The sequence below is a fragment of the Bradyrhizobium sp. GW821-FHT12B03 genome (assembly GCF_058807535.1).
Genome location: NZ_JBXAQU010000004.1, coordinates 1 through 15,098 on the forward strand (window position 1 = coordinate 1; position 15,098 = coordinate 15,098).

General features: G+C 64.5%; 13 protein-coding genes and 2 pseudogenes. 5 read left to right on the top strand and 10 right to left on the bottom strand.

Going from position 1 to position 15,098, the window contains the following annotated elements:
* Positions 1 to 113 precede the first annotated feature (113 nt).
* Positions 114 to 758: a glutathione S-transferase family protein gene (locus tag AC1RUR_RS09610; protein WP_492843189.1), complete on the bottom strand. Its 645-nt coding sequence runs from the start codon at positions 756 to 758 to the stop codon at positions 114 to 116.
* Between the two features lie 87 nt (positions 759 to 845).
* On the opposite strand from AC1RUR_RS09610, the gene AC1RUR_RS09615 reads away from it, so the two are divergent.
* Together AC1RUR_RS09615 and AC1RUR_RS09620 are read left to right on the top strand one after the other, a co-directional pair.
* Positions 846 to 1,826 (top strand): helix-turn-helix transcriptional regulator, encoded by a 981-nt coding sequence (locus AC1RUR_RS09615; protein WP_492843191.1) that lies wholly within the window; start codon positions 846 to 848, stop codon positions 1,824 to 1,826.
* Positions 1,827 to 1,963: 137 nt separating this feature from the next.
* Positions 1,964 to 2,197 carry a hypothetical protein gene (locus tag AC1RUR_RS09620; RefSeq protein WP_492843193.1) on the top strand — a complete coding sequence of 78 codons (234 nt, stop codon included), beginning with the start codon at positions 1,964 to 1,966 and terminating at the stop codon, positions 2,195 to 2,197.
* Between the two features lie 56 nt (positions 2,198 to 2,253).
* On the opposite strand, the gene AC1RUR_RS09625 is transcribed toward AC1RUR_RS09620, so the two are convergent.
* The 5 genes from AC1RUR_RS09625 to AC1RUR_RS09645 all read right to left on the bottom strand — a co-directional run bounded on the left by AC1RUR_RS09625 (position 2,254) and on the right by AC1RUR_RS09645 (position 6,960).
* Positions 2,254 to 3,489, bottom strand: coding sequence for an EAL domain-containing protein (locus AC1RUR_RS09625; RefSeq protein ID WP_492843195.1), 1,236 nt, complete (start codon positions 3,487 to 3,489; stop codon positions 2,254 to 2,256).
* 291 nt (positions 3,490 to 3,780) lie between these two features.
* Complete coding sequence (locus AC1RUR_RS09630; protein WP_492843197.1) at positions 3,781 to 4,728, bottom strand: fatty acid desaturase; 948 nt, start codon at positions 4,726 to 4,728, stop codon at positions 3,781 to 3,783.
* A 15-nt stretch (positions 4,729 to 4,743) separates the two neighbouring features.
* Positions 4,744 to 5,760 (bottom strand): alpha/beta fold hydrolase, encoded by a 1,017-nt coding sequence (locus AC1RUR_RS09635; protein ID WP_492843199.1) that lies wholly within the window; start codon positions 5,758 to 5,760, stop codon positions 4,744 to 4,746.
* A gap of 157 nt (positions 5,761 to 5,917) precedes the next feature.
* A complete protein-coding gene (locus AC1RUR_RS09640) occupies positions 5,918 to 6,721 on the bottom strand; it encodes an MBL fold metallo-hydrolase (protein WP_492843201.1) in 804 nt (267 codons plus the stop codon).
* 77 nt (positions 6,722 to 6,798) lie between these two features.
* Positions 6,799 to 6,960: a hypothetical protein gene (locus tag AC1RUR_RS09645; protein WP_492843910.1), complete on the bottom strand. Its 162-nt coding sequence runs from the start codon at positions 6,958 to 6,960 to the stop codon at positions 6,799 to 6,801.
* On the opposite strand from AC1RUR_RS09645, the pseudogene AC1RUR_RS09650 reads away from it, so the two are divergent.
* A pseudogene (locus tag AC1RUR_RS09650) lies at positions 6,902 to 7,741 on the top strand (MFS transporter). The gene AC1RUR_RS09645 and the pseudogene AC1RUR_RS09650 sit on opposite strands and share 59 nt — an antisense overlap.
* Before the next feature lie 17 nt (positions 7,742 to 7,758).
* Here the strand turns inward: AC1RUR_RS09650 and AC1RUR_RS09655 are convergent.
* A complete protein-coding gene (locus AC1RUR_RS09655) occupies positions 7,759 to 8,766 on the bottom strand; it encodes a zinc-dependent alcohol dehydrogenase family protein (RefSeq protein WP_492843203.1) in 1,008 nt (335 codons plus the stop codon).
* Positions 8,767 to 8,781: 15 nt separating this feature from the next.
* Positions 8,782 to 10,395 (bottom strand): acyl-CoA synthetase, encoded by a 1,614-nt coding sequence (locus tag AC1RUR_RS09660; RefSeq protein WP_492843205.1) that lies wholly within the window; start codon positions 10,393 to 10,395, stop codon positions 8,782 to 8,784.
* A 292-nt stretch (positions 10,396 to 10,687) separates the two neighbouring features.
* On the opposite strand from AC1RUR_RS09660, the pseudogene AC1RUR_RS09665 reads away from it, so the two are divergent.
* Together AC1RUR_RS09665 and AC1RUR_RS09670 are read left to right on the top strand one after the other, a co-directional pair.
* A pseudogene (locus AC1RUR_RS09665) lies at positions 10,688 to 11,753 on the top strand (ABC transporter substrate-binding protein).
* 196 nt (positions 11,754 to 11,949) lie between these two features.
* Positions 11,950 to 13,200 carry a TadE/TadG family type IV pilus assembly protein gene (locus AC1RUR_RS09670; protein WP_492843207.1) on the top strand — a complete coding sequence of 417 codons (1,251 nt, stop codon included), beginning with the start codon at positions 11,950 to 11,952 and terminating at the stop codon, positions 13,198 to 13,200.
* 20 nt (positions 13,201 to 13,220) lie between these two features.
* On the opposite strand, the gene AC1RUR_RS09675 is transcribed toward AC1RUR_RS09670, so the two are convergent.
* A complete protein-coding gene (locus AC1RUR_RS09675; RefSeq protein WP_492843209.1) occupies positions 13,221 to 13,709 on the bottom strand; it encodes a DUF2059 domain-containing protein in 489 nt (162 codons plus the stop codon).
* A gap of 47 nt (positions 13,710 to 13,756) precedes the next feature.
* Positions 13,757 to 14,968, bottom strand: a complete 1,212-nt coding sequence (locus AC1RUR_RS09680; protein WP_492843211.1) for an OpgC domain-containing protein — start codon at positions 14,966 to 14,968, stop codon at positions 13,757 to 13,759.
* Positions 14,969 to 15,098: the final 130 nt, after the last annotated feature.

The window sequence follows — 15,098 nt, forward strand, 5'->3', positions numbered from 1 at the left end:
ACGGATTCCCGATTCTGGAACCCCTTACCCTCGACCCGAGTCAATCCGTCGCACCAGATATGTGCATGCCCTAGGGCGGAGGCCGGGACGACGACCGAGACTGAGGCGCCGGCTCACCCACCAACGGCGGCAGCATGCTGCGCCGCCATCTCGGCGTCGGCCGCCGTGATCCGCTGGAACGCAGGCCGTGACGTCATCCGCTCGGCATAGCGGACGAAGACGTCCTTTTTCGGCACGATGCCGAACATCATCGTCCAGCTGAACGCAACGCCCCAGAGAACATCGGCGGCCGTCATGCGCTCGCCGAGCAGATAAGGCCCCTTTGACAATTGCGTCTCCAGCGCAGCCAACATGGTATCGTAATCGGCATAGGGCGATTGCGTGATCGGCGCCGGCTCGCGCTGCATGAACTTGTCGATCAGCGCCGGCTCGAACGAGGCGCCGTAATAGGCGATCCAGCGCAAGTACGGGCCGCGCAGCGGATCGTTCAGCGCGGGCGTCAATCCCGCCTGCGGAAACAGGTCGGCGAGATAGATGGTGATCGCGACCTGCTCGGTGACCAGCGCATCGCGATGGCGGATCGCCGGGACCTTGCCGAGCGGGTTGATGGCGAGATAGGCGCCCTGCCGCTGCTCGCCGGCCTTCATGTTGAGGACATGGAGATCGTAAGGAGCCCCCAGCTCCTCCAGCAGCACCCGCGTGCCGGTGGCGCGGCTTTGCGGCGAATAATACAGCGTGATGCGATTTGGATCGGTCATGGCGGGGCTCCTCGGGCGTGGGCTGGCGGTGCGCACCTTGTAGCGGCCCATACCTGACATCCTGTGTCAGGTATGGTTTAAGGGATCATGCGCGCGAGCCGGATGCTGTCGATCCTCACCACCCTCCAGGCCAGGGGGCAGGTCACCGCGCCCGAACTTGCGGAAGCCTGCGAGGTGTCGGTGCGTACGATCTATCGCGACATCGACGCGCTCGCCGCCGCCGGCGTCCCCGTCTATGCCGACCGCGGCGCGGAGGGCGGCTATCGCCTGCTCGATGGCTATCGCGTGCGGCTGAACGGCCTGTCGCAGAACGAGGCCGAAGCGCTGTTCCTGACCGGGTTGCCGGGACCGGCGGCAGCGCTCGGGCTCGATGCAGCGATGATCGCCGCGCAGAACAAGCTGATGGCCGCGCTGCCCGCGAATCTGCGCGAGGACGCGGGGAGGATGCAGGAGCGTTTTCACCTGGATGCCCCCGGCTGGTTCGGCGAGGCGGAAGAACCAAAGCACCTGCGCAGCATTGCCGGTGCGGCGCTGCGCGGGACGCTGATCAAGATCCGCTATCAGAGCTGGCGTGCCGAAAAGCAGCGACGCGTCGCGCCGCTCGGGCTCGTGCTGAAGGGCGGCAGCTGGTATCTCGCGGGGCAGGTCGACGGCAGCGTACGCACCTATCGCGTCGCGCGCGTGCTCGATTGCACGGCGCTCGACGACCCTTTCGATCGTCCCGCCGATTTCGACCTCGCCGCCTATTGGCAGGCCGCGACGCAGCGCCTCGAGGCGGAGATGCATCCGAATGTCGCGGTCGTGCGACTGTCGCCGTTCGGCGTGAAAATGCTCGGTGCGCTGAGCCAGCCTTACGTCAAGGCGCGCACGCAGATCGAAGACGCCGCCGACGCGGACGGCTGGCGTATCGCCAGGGTGCCGACCGGGAAGACGTCGTGGCACGCGGCCGCGGAATTGCTGCGGCTCGGTCCCGAGGCCGAGGTGCTGGAGCCCGCCGATCTCCGCGAGAAGATCGCCGAGATGACGCAAGCCATGGCCGCGCGGTATCGCGCGACACGGAAAGCATGATGGCGGCGCAGCTCGCCGCAGCCGACGAAACAATCCTGAAACACGATTCTCGGCCCGCTGCGTGAACGCATTCGCATTTCGACCCGACCGAGATGCAGGGACACAACAACGGCCTCGCGCCATATTGGAGAATGAAGATGTTTCGTAAGCTTGCCCTCGGTCTGATCGCTGCCGGTTCGCTCGGCGTTGCCGCTCTCGCGCCCACGGCCGCCTCGGCCCACGGCTTCCACCATCACTGGGGTCCCGGCTGGGGTTTTGGCGGAATCTACGTCAACACCGGCGTCAACAACTGCTACCAGGAGCGCCTCGTCCGGACCCGCCACGGCCTGCGCGTCCGCGTCGTGAATGTCTGCGCCTACGGGGTCTACTGAGCCCACCTGCATCGGCTGGCGCAACCCCGGTCGCTTCGCGACCGGGGTTCGTCGTCTCAGCTCGCGAGAGCCGTCACCTCTGGCACGGAGCCGGCCTGCTCGTCCGCGAGAGAATTGCGCTGCGATATCCATCGTTCGGCGCGCGAGCGCCGCAGCGAAGGAGCGAAGAAATAGCCCTGGGCAACGTCGCAGCCGATCCGGCGTATGATCTCGAGCGCCTCCGGGCTTTCGACGCCCTCGGCCACGACCTTCATGTTGAACGCCTTCGCAAGTGCGACGGAGGCATCGACGATCTTCATCATATCGTCGTCGGTTTCGCAGCCCTTAATGAAGGACTGGTCGATCTTCAGCTCGCTGAACGGCAACCGTGCCAGCGCCGCAAGCGACGAATAGCCGGTGCCGAAATCGTCGATGGCGGTGCCGATCTTCTTGATCCGCAGCCGCACCAGAATGTCGTTGGCGCGGTCGACGTCGGCCATCGCCGTGGTCTCGGTGATCTCGACCGTCAGCGACGACGGCGAGATGTTTTCGCGGCGCAGTATCTCCTCGATCCGCTCGGGCAAGGTCAGGTCCGACATCAGCGAACCCGACATGTTGACGGCGATGGTGAAGCCGGGATTTCGCTCGATCAGCTTGCGGCCCTGCGACATCGCTGACGACAGGATGCAGTCGGTTGCTTCGCGCATGAGGCCGGCCTGCTCGGCGACCGGGATGAAGACCAGCGGCGAGACCATGCCGAACTCGGCGGTACGCCAGCGCGCGAGCGCCTCGGCGCCGACGACCCTTCCGGTCTGAAGCCCGATCTTCGGCTGGAATTCGACGTAGAACTCGCCATCGGCGAGCCCCCGCACGATTCTCTCCGGCGTGATCAGGAGCGACGGCGAGGCGGACGTCGCGGCCAGCGGCGACCGCTGCGGCAATTCGAGCGCGTTGCGCAACCGATTCAGATCGAGCGGCTTGGTCAGGCAACCACCGATCGGCAGCTTCAATCCGCTCGCGAGCCGTCGCGTTGCCTTCATGATGCGGTCGTCGCAGCCGCTGATGATCACGATCGACATCGCGTGGAGGTTTCGCTCGGCGACAAAGCGCAGCAGCTCCACCCCGTCCCGCTCGCCGAGCGACAGGTCGAGCGCCATGATCTCGAAGGTTTCTCGCGCCAGAAGCTCGGTCGCGGCCTCGAAGGATGGGGCGACGACGGTATCGTAGCCGAGCTTCGCGCCGATCTTGCCGATCAGAACCCTCTGCACCAGATCGTCATCGACCACCAGAAGACGGCTTCTCGTCGCGCTCATTGCCCATCTCTCCCGACGTCTGCGGCGTTGATTCCGTCGACGCTAGAACAGCGGGCTCACCCCGTCGTGAATACAAGGCCGCTAAAACTTTCCCGATCCGGAACGCCTTGTTAGCCACGTTTCGGTGGCTGCCAAACGATTGATTTCGATCGGCGTTTCTGTGTCTCCCGGCGCGGCATGACGGGACGGTATCGGAATGATCCGCCCAAGCTAAGCGTGCGGTGAACACGCGGTAAAGCTCCCTATCGGAAGCCGGCAAGTCGAGGGGCGAACTTCGAGATGCGCGTTCGGTTAGCCGGTCTGCCGATGCCGGCGAAACCAGGCCCAGGTCTCGCGCGTGGTCGCGATGTAGCCAGGCCCGCGATAGACGATCTCGCCGTCGACGATCTCGTTCAACTTCGGCAGGGCGTGAAAGGGTATCGAGGGATAGGCGTGATGCTCGACGTGGTACGGCATGTTCCACGCGATCCATTTGACCATCGCGCCGGTGTAGGTGGTGCGCGTGTTCTGGAAAGCACTGCGCGTGCGGTCGCAACCGGTGTGCTCGGCATAGAGATAGGGCCGCAGGAAGAACTGCCCGATGATCAGCGGGACGATCCAGACCCAGAGCAGCAACGCCGACGACGACCACAGGGAGAGCGCAAGCAGCAGCGCATAGAGCGCGACATAGGCCCGTGCCTCGGTCACGATGGTGGCGCGCTTGGTCTCTGGAATCCAGGGCACGACGACCTTGCCGGAGGCGGCATGGTAGAGCATCAGCCGGAGACGGCCGGCGACCTGGAGCAAGCCGCTATAGGCGATCGCGAGCTGCGTGTCGGATGTCGGCTTCACGCCGACGATCAGCTCCGGGTCCTTCTCCGGATCCTGGGTGTAGCGGTGATGGTCCCAGTGAAACAGGCAGTAATATTCGTACGGCAATCCGATGATGAAGGCCGAGAGATAGCCGATTGCGAGATTGAGGCTGCGGCTCCTGAACGCGGTCTTGTGCGCGGTCTCGTGCACGGCCATGAACAGGAAGGCGACGACATACCCCTGCAGCACCATCAGCGGCAGCGCCCAGAGCACGCCAAGGCTGGAGGTGACCTTCCAGATCAGCGCGCCGATCAGCACGATCGCGCCATAATGACCGAGGCTTTGCGCAGCGCCCCTCAGATTCGAGCGAACCGACAATTCGCGCAGCATCGCAGGTGTGAGCGGCTTGAGGCGATGGCCGGGCTCTGAAGCGGTCGCGTCAGTCATGGTCGGATACCTGTCTTACTTACCGAGGAGCTCCGCGATCTCGGCCTTGAGGAAGGCCTGGTCGCGCGGATTGTTGACGGGATTGCCGGCGCGATGACCGTGCAGCGACGGAATCGGATGCAGCACCGCCGATTTTGCGTTGACCAGCCGGCCGAGCTCGTCCTCGTTGTCGCGAACGTCGAAATAGCGATCGGTCGCGCCGGGCATCAGCAGCATATGCGCCTTGATCGCGGCGAGCGCGCGATCGAAATCGCCGCCGAATGCGGCGCACCGGCTGATATCGCCGCTCTGCCAGATGCCGATCTGCGCCAGCAGGTCGTTGGCATCGCGACGCGCGAACGTCGCGTCCCACCCACGGACAAGGTAATCCTCCAGGGACGTAAATCCGGCCTCGCGCCAGAGCTCGTCGCGATAGAAGCCGTGCGACATCGCCCAGCCGGCATAGACGCGTCCCATGGCCCGATAGCCCGCAACGGGCTTCTCGACGAACCGGCCGTCGCGGAAGGCGGGATCGCCTGATAGCGCCGCCTTCACGCTTTCGAGGAAGACATAATTATAAGGCGCGCAACGCGCGCTGCCGCAGACCACCGCGGCGCGCTCGACCATATCGGGATGGCAGGCGGCCCAGTGATAGGCCTGCATGCCGCCCATCGACCAGCCATAGACCAGCGCGAGCTTCCAGATGCCGAAGCGCTCGGTGAGCAGCCGGTGCTGGACTGCGATGGCGTCGTGATAGGTGACCGTCGGAAACGACCCTGCGAAGTTCGACGGCGAGGAGGACAGGCCGTTGCCGAACAGATTCGGGATGATGACGAAGTAACGTTCGGGATCGAGTACGCCGCCGGGCCCGATCAGCCATTCGGTGTCGGCATGCTGCGCGCTGAACGACGTCGGATAAAGGATCACATTGTCCTTGGCCGGGCTCATCGCACCGTAGGTCTTGTAGGCGAGCTTCAGCGAAGGGACCACGGCCCCGGACTGGAGCGTGACGTCGCCGGCCTCGAAGATCTCGTAGTCGCGCTGCGCAGCCATGCGCTCAACTCCGCTCACGCGGCCGCAGAACGCGCCGCTGAAATGGCGATGCATCGATCATGCCGGGCCGTCGACGCATCGTCGCCCCACGCTCAATAACTGTACAAATAGTACATATATTGACGGGCAGCAAGATAAATCCGGTCGGTTCGCCGGCTCAGGCGATGGCCGCCAGATAGCGTGCGACAGATGCCGCGAATGCGGCCTTGGCCCCGGTGGCGATGTTGCGCCCCCACCAGGCTCCATAGATGCGATCGAAGCCGAACGGCTCGACAACGCCAGCGATCCGCCGCACCGCGGCGGCATTGAGCGGCATGTAGTTCGGATAGGAGTACATGAAGCTGACGAAGCGGCGGTCCATCGTCACCTGCGCGATGTCGCCGGTGAGCAGCGCCCCCTTGCCGTCCGCGCCCTGCCGCCAGTGCAACATGGTCGCACCGGCGAAATGGCCGCCGCTGCGCAGCAGCACCACCTCATCGGAGATGCGATGGCTGTCGCCGGTCCAATGCACGATCGACGGGTGCGGTCGCGTCACCCATTCGCGGTCATCCGCGTGCAGATAAACCGGAATACCGCCGAACGCGTCACTCCAGTCGGCGAGCGCGCCATAGTAATGCGGATGCGAGATCGCGATCGCCTTCAGCCCGCCGAGAGAACGCACCTGCGCGATCGCCTCCGGCGTTGCCAGCGGCACGCAGTCCCACATCACGCAGCCGTCCTTGAGCGGCACGAGCAAGGCGCGCTGGCCGATGGCGAAGCTCGGCTCGAGTGCAAGGCCGGTCAGGCCGAGATCGTCGCGCCAGACAACGCGGTTACGCTCCGCCAATGTTTCCCGCGTGAGGAAGGTTTGGCCCGACCAGTTCACGAACTGGCGCTCGTCGTCGCAGATCGGACATGATGCAGGAGGTTTTTCGCTGGCCGGGAATTGCGCGCCGCAGGTTTCGCAGGTCCAGAGGGGCATCGCCAGGATCCGAAAGAGGCCGGCACGGAGTGAAGTGACATCACTCCGCGGACGCAAATGTGGAGGAACCAACGCTGTCAACGCAGGTTACGTTCTGGTCCACGCCGGCGCAATTGGCCAGTCATCACGATCAGTTTTGCGCGAACCCCACCGATCGGCAGAAACACGTTCAGCGTCTCGATGACATCGCGCCCCTCCCCACCACGCATCTGGCCACTGTTTGCACTCAACTTCTTCATGGCCGACATGCAGTCGGGCATTGGGCCGTTCGTCGGCGTATTCCTCCAGGAACGCGGTTGGGCGAGCGGATTGATCGGCACCGCCATGACGATCGGCAATGTCGCGGGCATGCTGATCACGACGCCGATCGGCGGGTTCATCGATGCCAGCCGCAACAAGCGCCTGTGGGTCGTCATTCCCGGCATCTGCGTCGTTCTCGCATCCGCGATCATCCTGATCTCGCAGAATTTCTGAGCGGTGACCTTCTCACAAGTCGCGCAGTCGATCGCGAGCGCCGCCATCGTGCCGCTCTACGGGCTTGCGGCGGTGGCCGAAGGCCAGGCCAACGGCCCGAGCTTCGTCGCGACCACCGTCGTGATCGCGCAGGGCGTGATGGTCGTGACGTCGTTGATCGCGATGCAGGCGGCGAGCAGGCGCAATTATTGGCCGGTTATTCTCGTCTCCTTCATGTTCCTGCCGGTCCGCGGCGTGCTCGCCTTCTTCGTCACGGGATGGTGGGGCGTGGTGCCGATGCAGGTGCTCGACGGCATCGGCACCGGGCTCCAGACGGTTGCCGTCCCCGGCATGGTCGCGCGCTCGCTCAACGGCACCGGTCGCATCAATCTCGGCCAGGGCGCCGTGATCACCGTGCAGGGCATCGGTGCAAGCCTGAGCCCCGCACTCGGCAGCTGGATCGCCGAGTGGATCGGCTACGGCCCGACCTTCCTGCTGCTCGGCGGCTTCGGCCTCGCCTCGATGGCGCTGTGGCTCGCGTTCGGGGCTGCGGTGAAGAAGTATTAGACCGTCATTGCGTGCTCTTAGGAGAACTCCACCACGATCTTGCCGAAGTGTCCGCCCCGCTGCATCAGCCGCAGTGCGTCGGGCACGGCATCGAAGCCGAACACGCGGTCGATCACCGGCTTCATCCCGTTGCGCCCGATCGCAGCGGTCATGCCCTCGAACATGCGGCGGCTTCCGACGGAGAGGCCGATGACGTGCAAATTCTTGGAGAACAGGCTCGGAATCGCGATCTGCTGCGAGAAGCCGGAGAGCACGCCGATCACGAGAATGGTCCCGCCGACCCTGATAGCCTCAAGCGACTGCGCAAAGGTGTCCTTGCCGCCGACCTCGACAACGTGGTCGACGCCGCCGCCGGTCCAGTCCGAGGCCGCCTTGCCCCATTCCGGAACCGAGCGGTAGTTGATGGTGTGGTCAGCCCCGAGCGCGCGGGCGCGTTCGAGCTTCTCGTCGCTCGACGAGGTCACGATCACAATTGCGCCGGCGAGCTTTGCGAATTGCAGCGCGAAGATCGATACGCCGCCGGTGCCCTGCACCAGCACGATGTCGCCGGGCTTCACATTGGCTTCCTCGAACAGCGCGCGCCATGCCGTAAGCCCCGCGCAAGGAAGCGTCGCAGCCTCCTGGAATGAAAGATGCGAAGGGATGCGGCTGACACCTTCGGCGTCGAACAGCATGACCTCCTGCAACGCACCCGGCCGCGTGCCGCCGAGCGCGTGGCGGCGACTGGTCGCCGAGACCTTCCCGTCGATCCAGGACTGGAAGAACATCGGACAGACGCGATCACCGACCACGATGCGGGCAACGCCCTCGCCGACCGCGATCACCTCGCCGGCACCATCCGAGAACGGGATCAGCGGTAATCTGGTGACACCACCCTTGCCCTGCACCGTGAGCAGGTCGCGATAGTTCAGCGATGCCGCCTTCATCCGCACCGCGACCTGGCCGGGGCCGGGCGCGGGCTCGGGCAGATCGGCCAACTCCATCCCCTCGATCGACCATTCGCGCGCGACCTGCCAGGCTTTCATGGCAAATGCTCCGTCTCAGGTGCCGAAGTTCTTCTGAATCGCCCTGTCCAGCGTCTCGCCGCCGACGAAGCGCTGGCGCAGCTCGCGCTTGAGCAGCTTGCCGCTCGGGTTCTTCGGCAGGGCATCGACGAAGATGACGCGCTTGGGCACCTTGAAATGAGCCATCTGGCCGGCGCAGTGCTTGATGACGGACTCCTCGTCGAGTTTCTCGCCGCTCTTGACCACGACGATCGCCGTCACCGCCTCGATCCAGCGCGGATCGGGCAGGCCGACCACGGCGACCTCGGAGACGGCGGGGATGCGATAGACCATCTCCTCGACCTCACGGCTCGCGACATTCTCGCCGCCGGTCTTGATCATGTCCTTGACGCGGTCGACCACGGTGATGTGGCCCTCGTCGTCGACGGTGGCGAGATCGCCGGAGTGAAACCAGCCGCCGGTAAACGCCGCCGCTGTCTTGACGGGATCGTTGTAATAGCCGGACAACAGGTGCGGCGAGCGATGCACGATCTCGCCGACCTCACCGACTTTCACGTCTTCCATGGACGTGTTGACCACGCGGGTCTCGACATTGAGCACGGGCTTGCCGGCCGAGCCGGCCTTGCGCAGCTGGTCCTCGGGCCGCAGCACGGTCGCGAGCGGCGCGATCTCGGTCTGACCGTAGAAATTCCAGAACTTTACGGCGGGCAACCGGCGCTGCAGTTCGAGCAGGACTTCCACCGGCATGATCGAAGCGCCGTAATAGCCCTTCTGCAGCGTCGACAGATCGGTCGTGTCGAAATTCGGCGAGCGCAGCATCGCGATCCAGATCGTCGGTGGCGCGAAGAAGGAGGTGATCTTGTGCGCCTGGATCAGCGCCAGAATGTTGTCGGCGGTCGGCTTGCCGGTGATCACGCCGGAGGCGCCGAGATAGATCTGCGGCCCGAGGAACACGTCGAGCTGCGCGCAGTGATAGAGCGGCAACGCATGCAGGAACTTGTCGTCCACGCTCATGCCGCCGTCGATGATGCAGCTGACATATTGCCACATCACCGCTTCATGGGTCAGCATCGCTCCCTTGGGCAGCGACTCCGTGCCGCTGGTGTAGACGATCTGCGCGAGGTCGCGGCTGTCGACGGACGCCTCCAGGAACGAGCCGTCGGGGCTGAGGAGGTCGTCGAAGGTGGTGAGGCCCGCGGGCGCGGATGCCGGATCCTCGCCCGGCAGCCAGATCATCTTCTCGACCGCGCACTCCTTGGCGCTGGCCGCCCGCGCCGACTCGACGAAATCCGGCCCCGCCGCGAGCAGCTTTGCGCCGGAGCTCTTCAGGATGAAATTGATCTCGTCCGGATTGAGCATGAAATTGATCGGCACCAGCACTGCGCCGATCCGCGCCAGCGCGAAGCGGAGCACGGCAAAGGCATGCGAGTTGCGCGAGAGCACGGCGAGGCGATCGCCCTTCTTGACGCCGAGACCGAGCAGGCCGCGGCCGAGCCGGTTGCAGATCGCGTCCATCTCGGCGAAGGTCCAGCTCACACCGCCGCAGCTCACCGCGAGCTTGCCCGGATCGCGGCCCGCCGACCGGCGCAGGAGATCGCCGATGGAATGCTCGCGTGCTTTCGCGATGGTGGCTGCAGTATCGCTCGACATTTCCACTCCCCAGGATCTGTAATTTGCGCGAAGCGTAGTCGGCGCTGCCGGCCGCGTCAAATTGCCTGCATGGTGGCGTCATGACGCAAGAATTGCCGTTTCGCCGGGGCAAGTTTGGACTGGTGCACCAACAATAAATATCGGGGGACATGCCATGCATCGGATCGCGCGCGCCGCTTTTGCGGCCGGGCTGCTGTCTGCGTCTTTCATCGATCCATCGTCCGCCCAGCAGACCCCGCTCAAGATCGGCGTGCTCTCCGATTTCTCCTCGGTCTATTCCGACATCGGCGGCATGGGGAACGTCGAGGCTACCAAGATGGCCATCGAGGATTTTGGCGGACAGATGTTCGGCAAGCCGATCGACATGGTCTCGGCGGATGTCCTCAACAAGCCCGACGTCGCCTCCACCATCGCCCGCAAATGGTGGGAGACCGAGGGCGTCGACATGATCATCGACCTGCCGACCTCGGCCACTGCGCTCGCGGTGATGGAGCTGTCGAAGCAGTCCGAGAAGATCATGATCGTGACGGATGCGGCGAGCTCCGACATCACCGGGAAGTCCTGCTCGCCCTACACGGCGCACTGGACCTACGACACCTATGCCAACGCCCACACCGTCGGCAGCGCCATCGTCAAGAACGGCGGCGATACATGGTTCTTCTCACCGCCGACTACGTGTTCGGCCATTCGGTCGAGCGCGACACCGGCGACGTCGTGAAGGCAGCAGGCGGCGAGGTGCTCGGCAGCGTCAAGCATCCGCTCAACACCGCCGACTTCTCGTCCTTCCTGCTCCAGGCCCAGGCCTCCAAGGCCAAGATCATCGGGCTTGCCAACGGCGGCGGCGACACCATCAACGCGATCAAGCAGGCCGGCGAGTTCGGCATCGTCGCCGGCGGCCAGAACCTGGCGGCGATCGTGATGTTCATCTCCGACGTACACAGCCTGGGGCTGAGCTCGCGCAGGGGCTGATCATCACCGAGGCCTATTACTGGGATCTCAACGACAAGACCCGCGCTTTCGGCAAGCGCTTCCTGGATCGCGTCAAACGCATGCCGACGATGAACCAGGCCGCGACCTACAGCGCGACGCTGCATTACCTCAAGGCCGTGCAGGCCGCCGGCACCAAGGACACCAAGACCGTGATGGCCAAGATGCGCGAGCTGCCGGTGAAGGATGCCTTCACCGACAACGGCGTCCTGCGCGAGGACGGCCGCATGGTCCACAGCATGTACCTGTTCCAGGTGAAGAAGCCCGAGGAATCGAAGGGCCCGTGGGATTACTACAAGTTGCTCGCCGAGGTGCCTGCCGACCAGGCGTTTCGTCCGCTGAAGGACGGCGGCTGCCCGCTGGTGAAGTGAGGCTTGCCCACGAGCGCCGGGGCCTCCACGGACTCGCGGTGGCCTCGGTCGGGGGCGATAACCTTCCATACCCCGGAATGATACGGAGTTCCGAGTTCGGAACCTGATAACGTTACGGCTCTAGGTATGAGCTGCGCACGCGTGTCTCCGACATCCGGATGCGCAGCTTTGTTTCATACCTTTGAGAGTTTCCGCCTTGGGTTTCAGAGTTCTCAGCACCTTCGGCCGCGACAATCGCGCCAACATCGCCATCCTCTTTGCGCTGGCGCTGGTCCCGATCATGGGATTCGTCGGCGTCGCGATCGACTACACCATCGCCAACAAGCAACGCACCAAGCTCCAGCAGGCGCTGGACCTGGCGCTGCTCGCGGGCGCGGCCGCCGGCAAGCAGGCGCTCGATTCCGGCGCGAGCCAGAGCACGGCGATCAGCGCGGCAAACACAGCGGCGAGCAATTTGTTCACCGGCAACACGTCCGGCATCGTCTCCCAACTCGTCACGAACTTCACCGTGAATGGACTGACGCTGTCGGGGACCGGCAACGCGAGCACGACCTTCACCACGAACTTCCTCGGGATGATGGGGCAACCGAATTTGCTGCTGTCGGTGGCATCGAACACCTCGTCGACGACGCAGCCCTATCAGAACGTGTATCTCCTGGTCGACATCTCCTCGTCGATGCTGCTGCCCTCGACCCAGGCCGGCATCACGCAGATGATCAACGGCACCGGCTGCGCGCTCGCCTGCCACGATCAGACCAACGGCACGGATTCCTATGCCTGGGCGCTGAACAAGGGCATCCAGCTACGCTACCAGGTCGTGAACCAGGGCGTGCAGAACCTGCTGACCTATCTGAACAGCAAGACGACCTTCAAGAACTATGTGCGGGTCGGCCTGTGGTCATTCGACAGCTCGCTGACGCAGATGTCCGCCCTGACCTCGAACTTCACGTCGGTCTCCTACAATTTCCCGGCGCCGGGACTGGCGAGCAGCGACGCGGCCGCCGCGACACCGTTCGACAGCCTGATCAGCAATTTCGTCTCGATCGTCGGCAATGGTGGCGACGGAAGCTCGCTCACCAGTCCGCAGAAGCTGGTGATCCTGGCAACCGACGGCGTCAACGATCCCACCCGCGCATGGGTCAGCCAGACCTCGCTGCGCTCGCAGGTGAAAGTGTTCGACACCAGCTTCTGCACGACCCTCAAGAACAAGGGCGTCACCGTCGCGATCCTCAACACGCCCTACTACCCGATGACCTGGGACTGGGGCTACAACGCGACGCTCGGCCAGCCGGGCAGCCTCGGCGGCGCGACCCGGGTCGACGACATTCCGATCGCGCTGTCGGCCTGTGCCGGCACCTATTTCATCCGCACCTCGGATCCGACGGCCATCCAGTCGGCGTTCACCACGCTGTTCACCAAAGCCTCACCCGTTCGTCTGACCAATTAGGTCGACGGGTGGCGGCCGCCTCAGAACTTGTGCCCCTTCTGGCGCAGCGCCTCGATCAGGCGCTGCTTCAACTCGTCGGCCGCCTTCTGGCTGACATCCTGGCCGATCTGTGCGCTCGCCTGCGCCAGCGCGTCCGACTTCTCTAGGAATTTTCGTCCCACGGGCTGGGCGTAGAACGCCTCGATCTGGCGCAGCTCGTCCACGGTAAAACTGGTGGCATAGACAGCCGCGATCTGGTCGATCATCGCAGCGACGAACGGAGCATAGATCTGGGAGCCGGGCGCCGTCAGCGCGTCGTAATCGCGCTCGATCTCCGGCCTGTCCTGGGCGACCACGGGCCGGAGCTTGAGCAGGAGCTGCGGCAGCAGCGCACGATACTGGTCCGCAATCTTCAGCGTGACGACGAGCTTGCGCGCCGCGTTCATCGCCTCCGGCGATGGCGCTTGTGCGGAGGCACCGCAGACCAGGAACAGGAGAGTGCCGGCGATCGTCAACAAGCGTCTGGACATGGACCTCTCCGTTGGAGCTCTGCGTGACATGCAGGCGACGCGATACTTCAGCGGCTCGCAGGGGCTGCGGCGCCGGCCGCGGCGCTCTCGGCCGGAGCCTCCGGCTCCTCGACCTCCGTCACCTTCACGAACAGGCTGGGCACGCGTTCGGCACGATCGAGCAGCCAGGCGGCGCCGATCATGATGACGATGCCGACGATGGAGACGGCGAGCTGCTCCCAGAAGCCCTTGGTGTATTGCGTCAGGATCCAGTGCGCCGAGAACGACAGGAACACGCCCAAGCAGAAGATCGGCAGCGAATGCTGGCCGCAGAGGATGACGGGGCGCAGCCAAGGCGTGTGCAGCGCCCGCCATTTGCGCGAGATGAAATGGGTGACCCAGACCGCCAGCGCCAGGAAATGCGTGAAGCGCAGCATGTCCAGATCGGTCTTGTCGATCGGGTAGATCGCCTTGATCATCCATTTCGGGATCAGGGCCTCGAGCGCGGGAATGTGCCAGGTCATCACGATCAGGAGCGCGAAGACGAGCCAGGCCGCAGCCAGTCCCATCACCGCCTTCGACCACACCCATGTCGCGATCTTCCCGATCTGGCCGATGCCGCACCAGGCCGCGAACACGAACATCAGCTGCCAGCAGAACGGATTGAAGTACCAGGTCGTGCCGGGCGGATAGGAGGCGATGTTCCAGTTGAACCAGCGCGACAGCACATAGAGCACGACGGAGGCGGCGAGCGTCAGGTTCGGCCGCCGCACCAGGCCCCAGACGATGAAGGGCGCGGCGAACACCAGCGTGATGTAGAGCGGCAGCACGTCGAGATTGACCGGCTTGTATTTCAAGAGGATCGCCTGCCCGATCAACTCGTCCGGATGCGACAGGAAATTGAACACGTTGAACTCGTGCTCGTACATCGGATTGTCGAAGCGGCGCGCGGTGCGGGCGATCTGCGCCGTGAACAAGAGGAACAGCATGATGTGGGCGACGTACATCTCGGCCGCGCGCCGCCACAGCCGCTTCAGCGCGGCGAGAAACCAGCCGCCCGCGATGATCGGCCCGTAGATCCAGCCGACCAGATAGCCGGAGATGAAGACGAAGAACTCGGCGGCGTCGCTGAAGCCGTAATTGCGCAGCGTCAGCCAGGCCACGACGTCGTGCGGGATGTGGTCGAGGAAGATCATCCACAGGCCGATGCCGCGGAAGAGATCGAGCCGCAGGTCGCGCTCGACCGGCGCCAGGAGTGCCGACTGGTCCCGTGTGATCATGGCCCCGCCTCGTCCGGTGGGCGTCGCGCCATGGCGGCGCCGGCAAAATGCAATGCTAAAAAATGCGAATCAGAAAATCACCTGGCCCTGCGGCTAGCTGACCGCCAACGGTAGCCGACCTTGGTGCCCG

Excerpts from the sequence above, each read along its gene's own strand:
- AC1RUR_RS09610 (WP_492843189.1), bottom strand. The coding sequence starts at position 758 with ATGACCGATCCAAATCGCATCACGCTGTATTATTCGCCGCAAAGCCGC.
- AC1RUR_RS09615 (WP_492843191.1), top strand. The coding sequence starts at position 846 with ATGCGCGCGAGCCGGATGCTGTCGATCCTCACCACCCTCCAGGCCAGG.
- AC1RUR_RS09620 (WP_492843193.1), top strand. The coding sequence starts at position 1,964 with ATGTTTCGTAAGCTTGCCCTCGGTCTGATCGCTGCCGGTTCGCTCGGC.
- AC1RUR_RS09625 (WP_492843195.1), bottom strand. The coding sequence starts at position 3,489 with ATGAGCGCGACGAGAAGCCGTCTTCTGGTGGTCGATGACGATCTGGTG.
- AC1RUR_RS09630 (WP_492843197.1), bottom strand. The coding sequence starts at position 4,728 with ATGACTGACGCGACCGCTTCAGAGCCCGGCCATCGCCTCAAGCCGCTC.
- AC1RUR_RS09635 (WP_492843199.1), bottom strand. The coding sequence starts at position 5,760 with ATGGCTGCGCAGCGCGACTACGAGATCTTCGAGGCCGGCGACGTCACG.
- AC1RUR_RS09640 (WP_492843201.1), bottom strand. The coding sequence starts at position 6,721 with ATGCCCCTCTGGACCTGCGAAACCTGCGGCGCGCAATTCCCGGCCAGC.
- AC1RUR_RS09645 (WP_492843910.1), bottom strand. The coding sequence starts at position 6,960 with ATGAAGAAGTTGAGTGCAAACAGTGGCCAGATGCGTGGTGGGGAGGGG.
- AC1RUR_RS09655 (WP_492843203.1), bottom strand. The coding sequence starts at position 8,766 with ATGAAAGCCTGGCAGGTCGCGCGCGAATGGTCGATCGAGGGGATGGAG.
- AC1RUR_RS09660 (WP_492843205.1), bottom strand. The coding sequence starts at position 10,395 with ATGTCGAGCGATACTGCAGCCACCATCGCGAAAGCACGCGAGCATTCC.
- AC1RUR_RS09675 (WP_492843209.1), bottom strand. The coding sequence starts at position 13,709 with ATGTCCAGACGCTTGTTGACGATCGCCGGCACTCTCCTGTTCCTGGTC.
- AC1RUR_RS09680 (WP_492843211.1), bottom strand. The coding sequence starts at position 14,968 with ATGATCACACGGGACCAGTCGGCACTCCTGGCGCCGGTCGAGCGCGAC.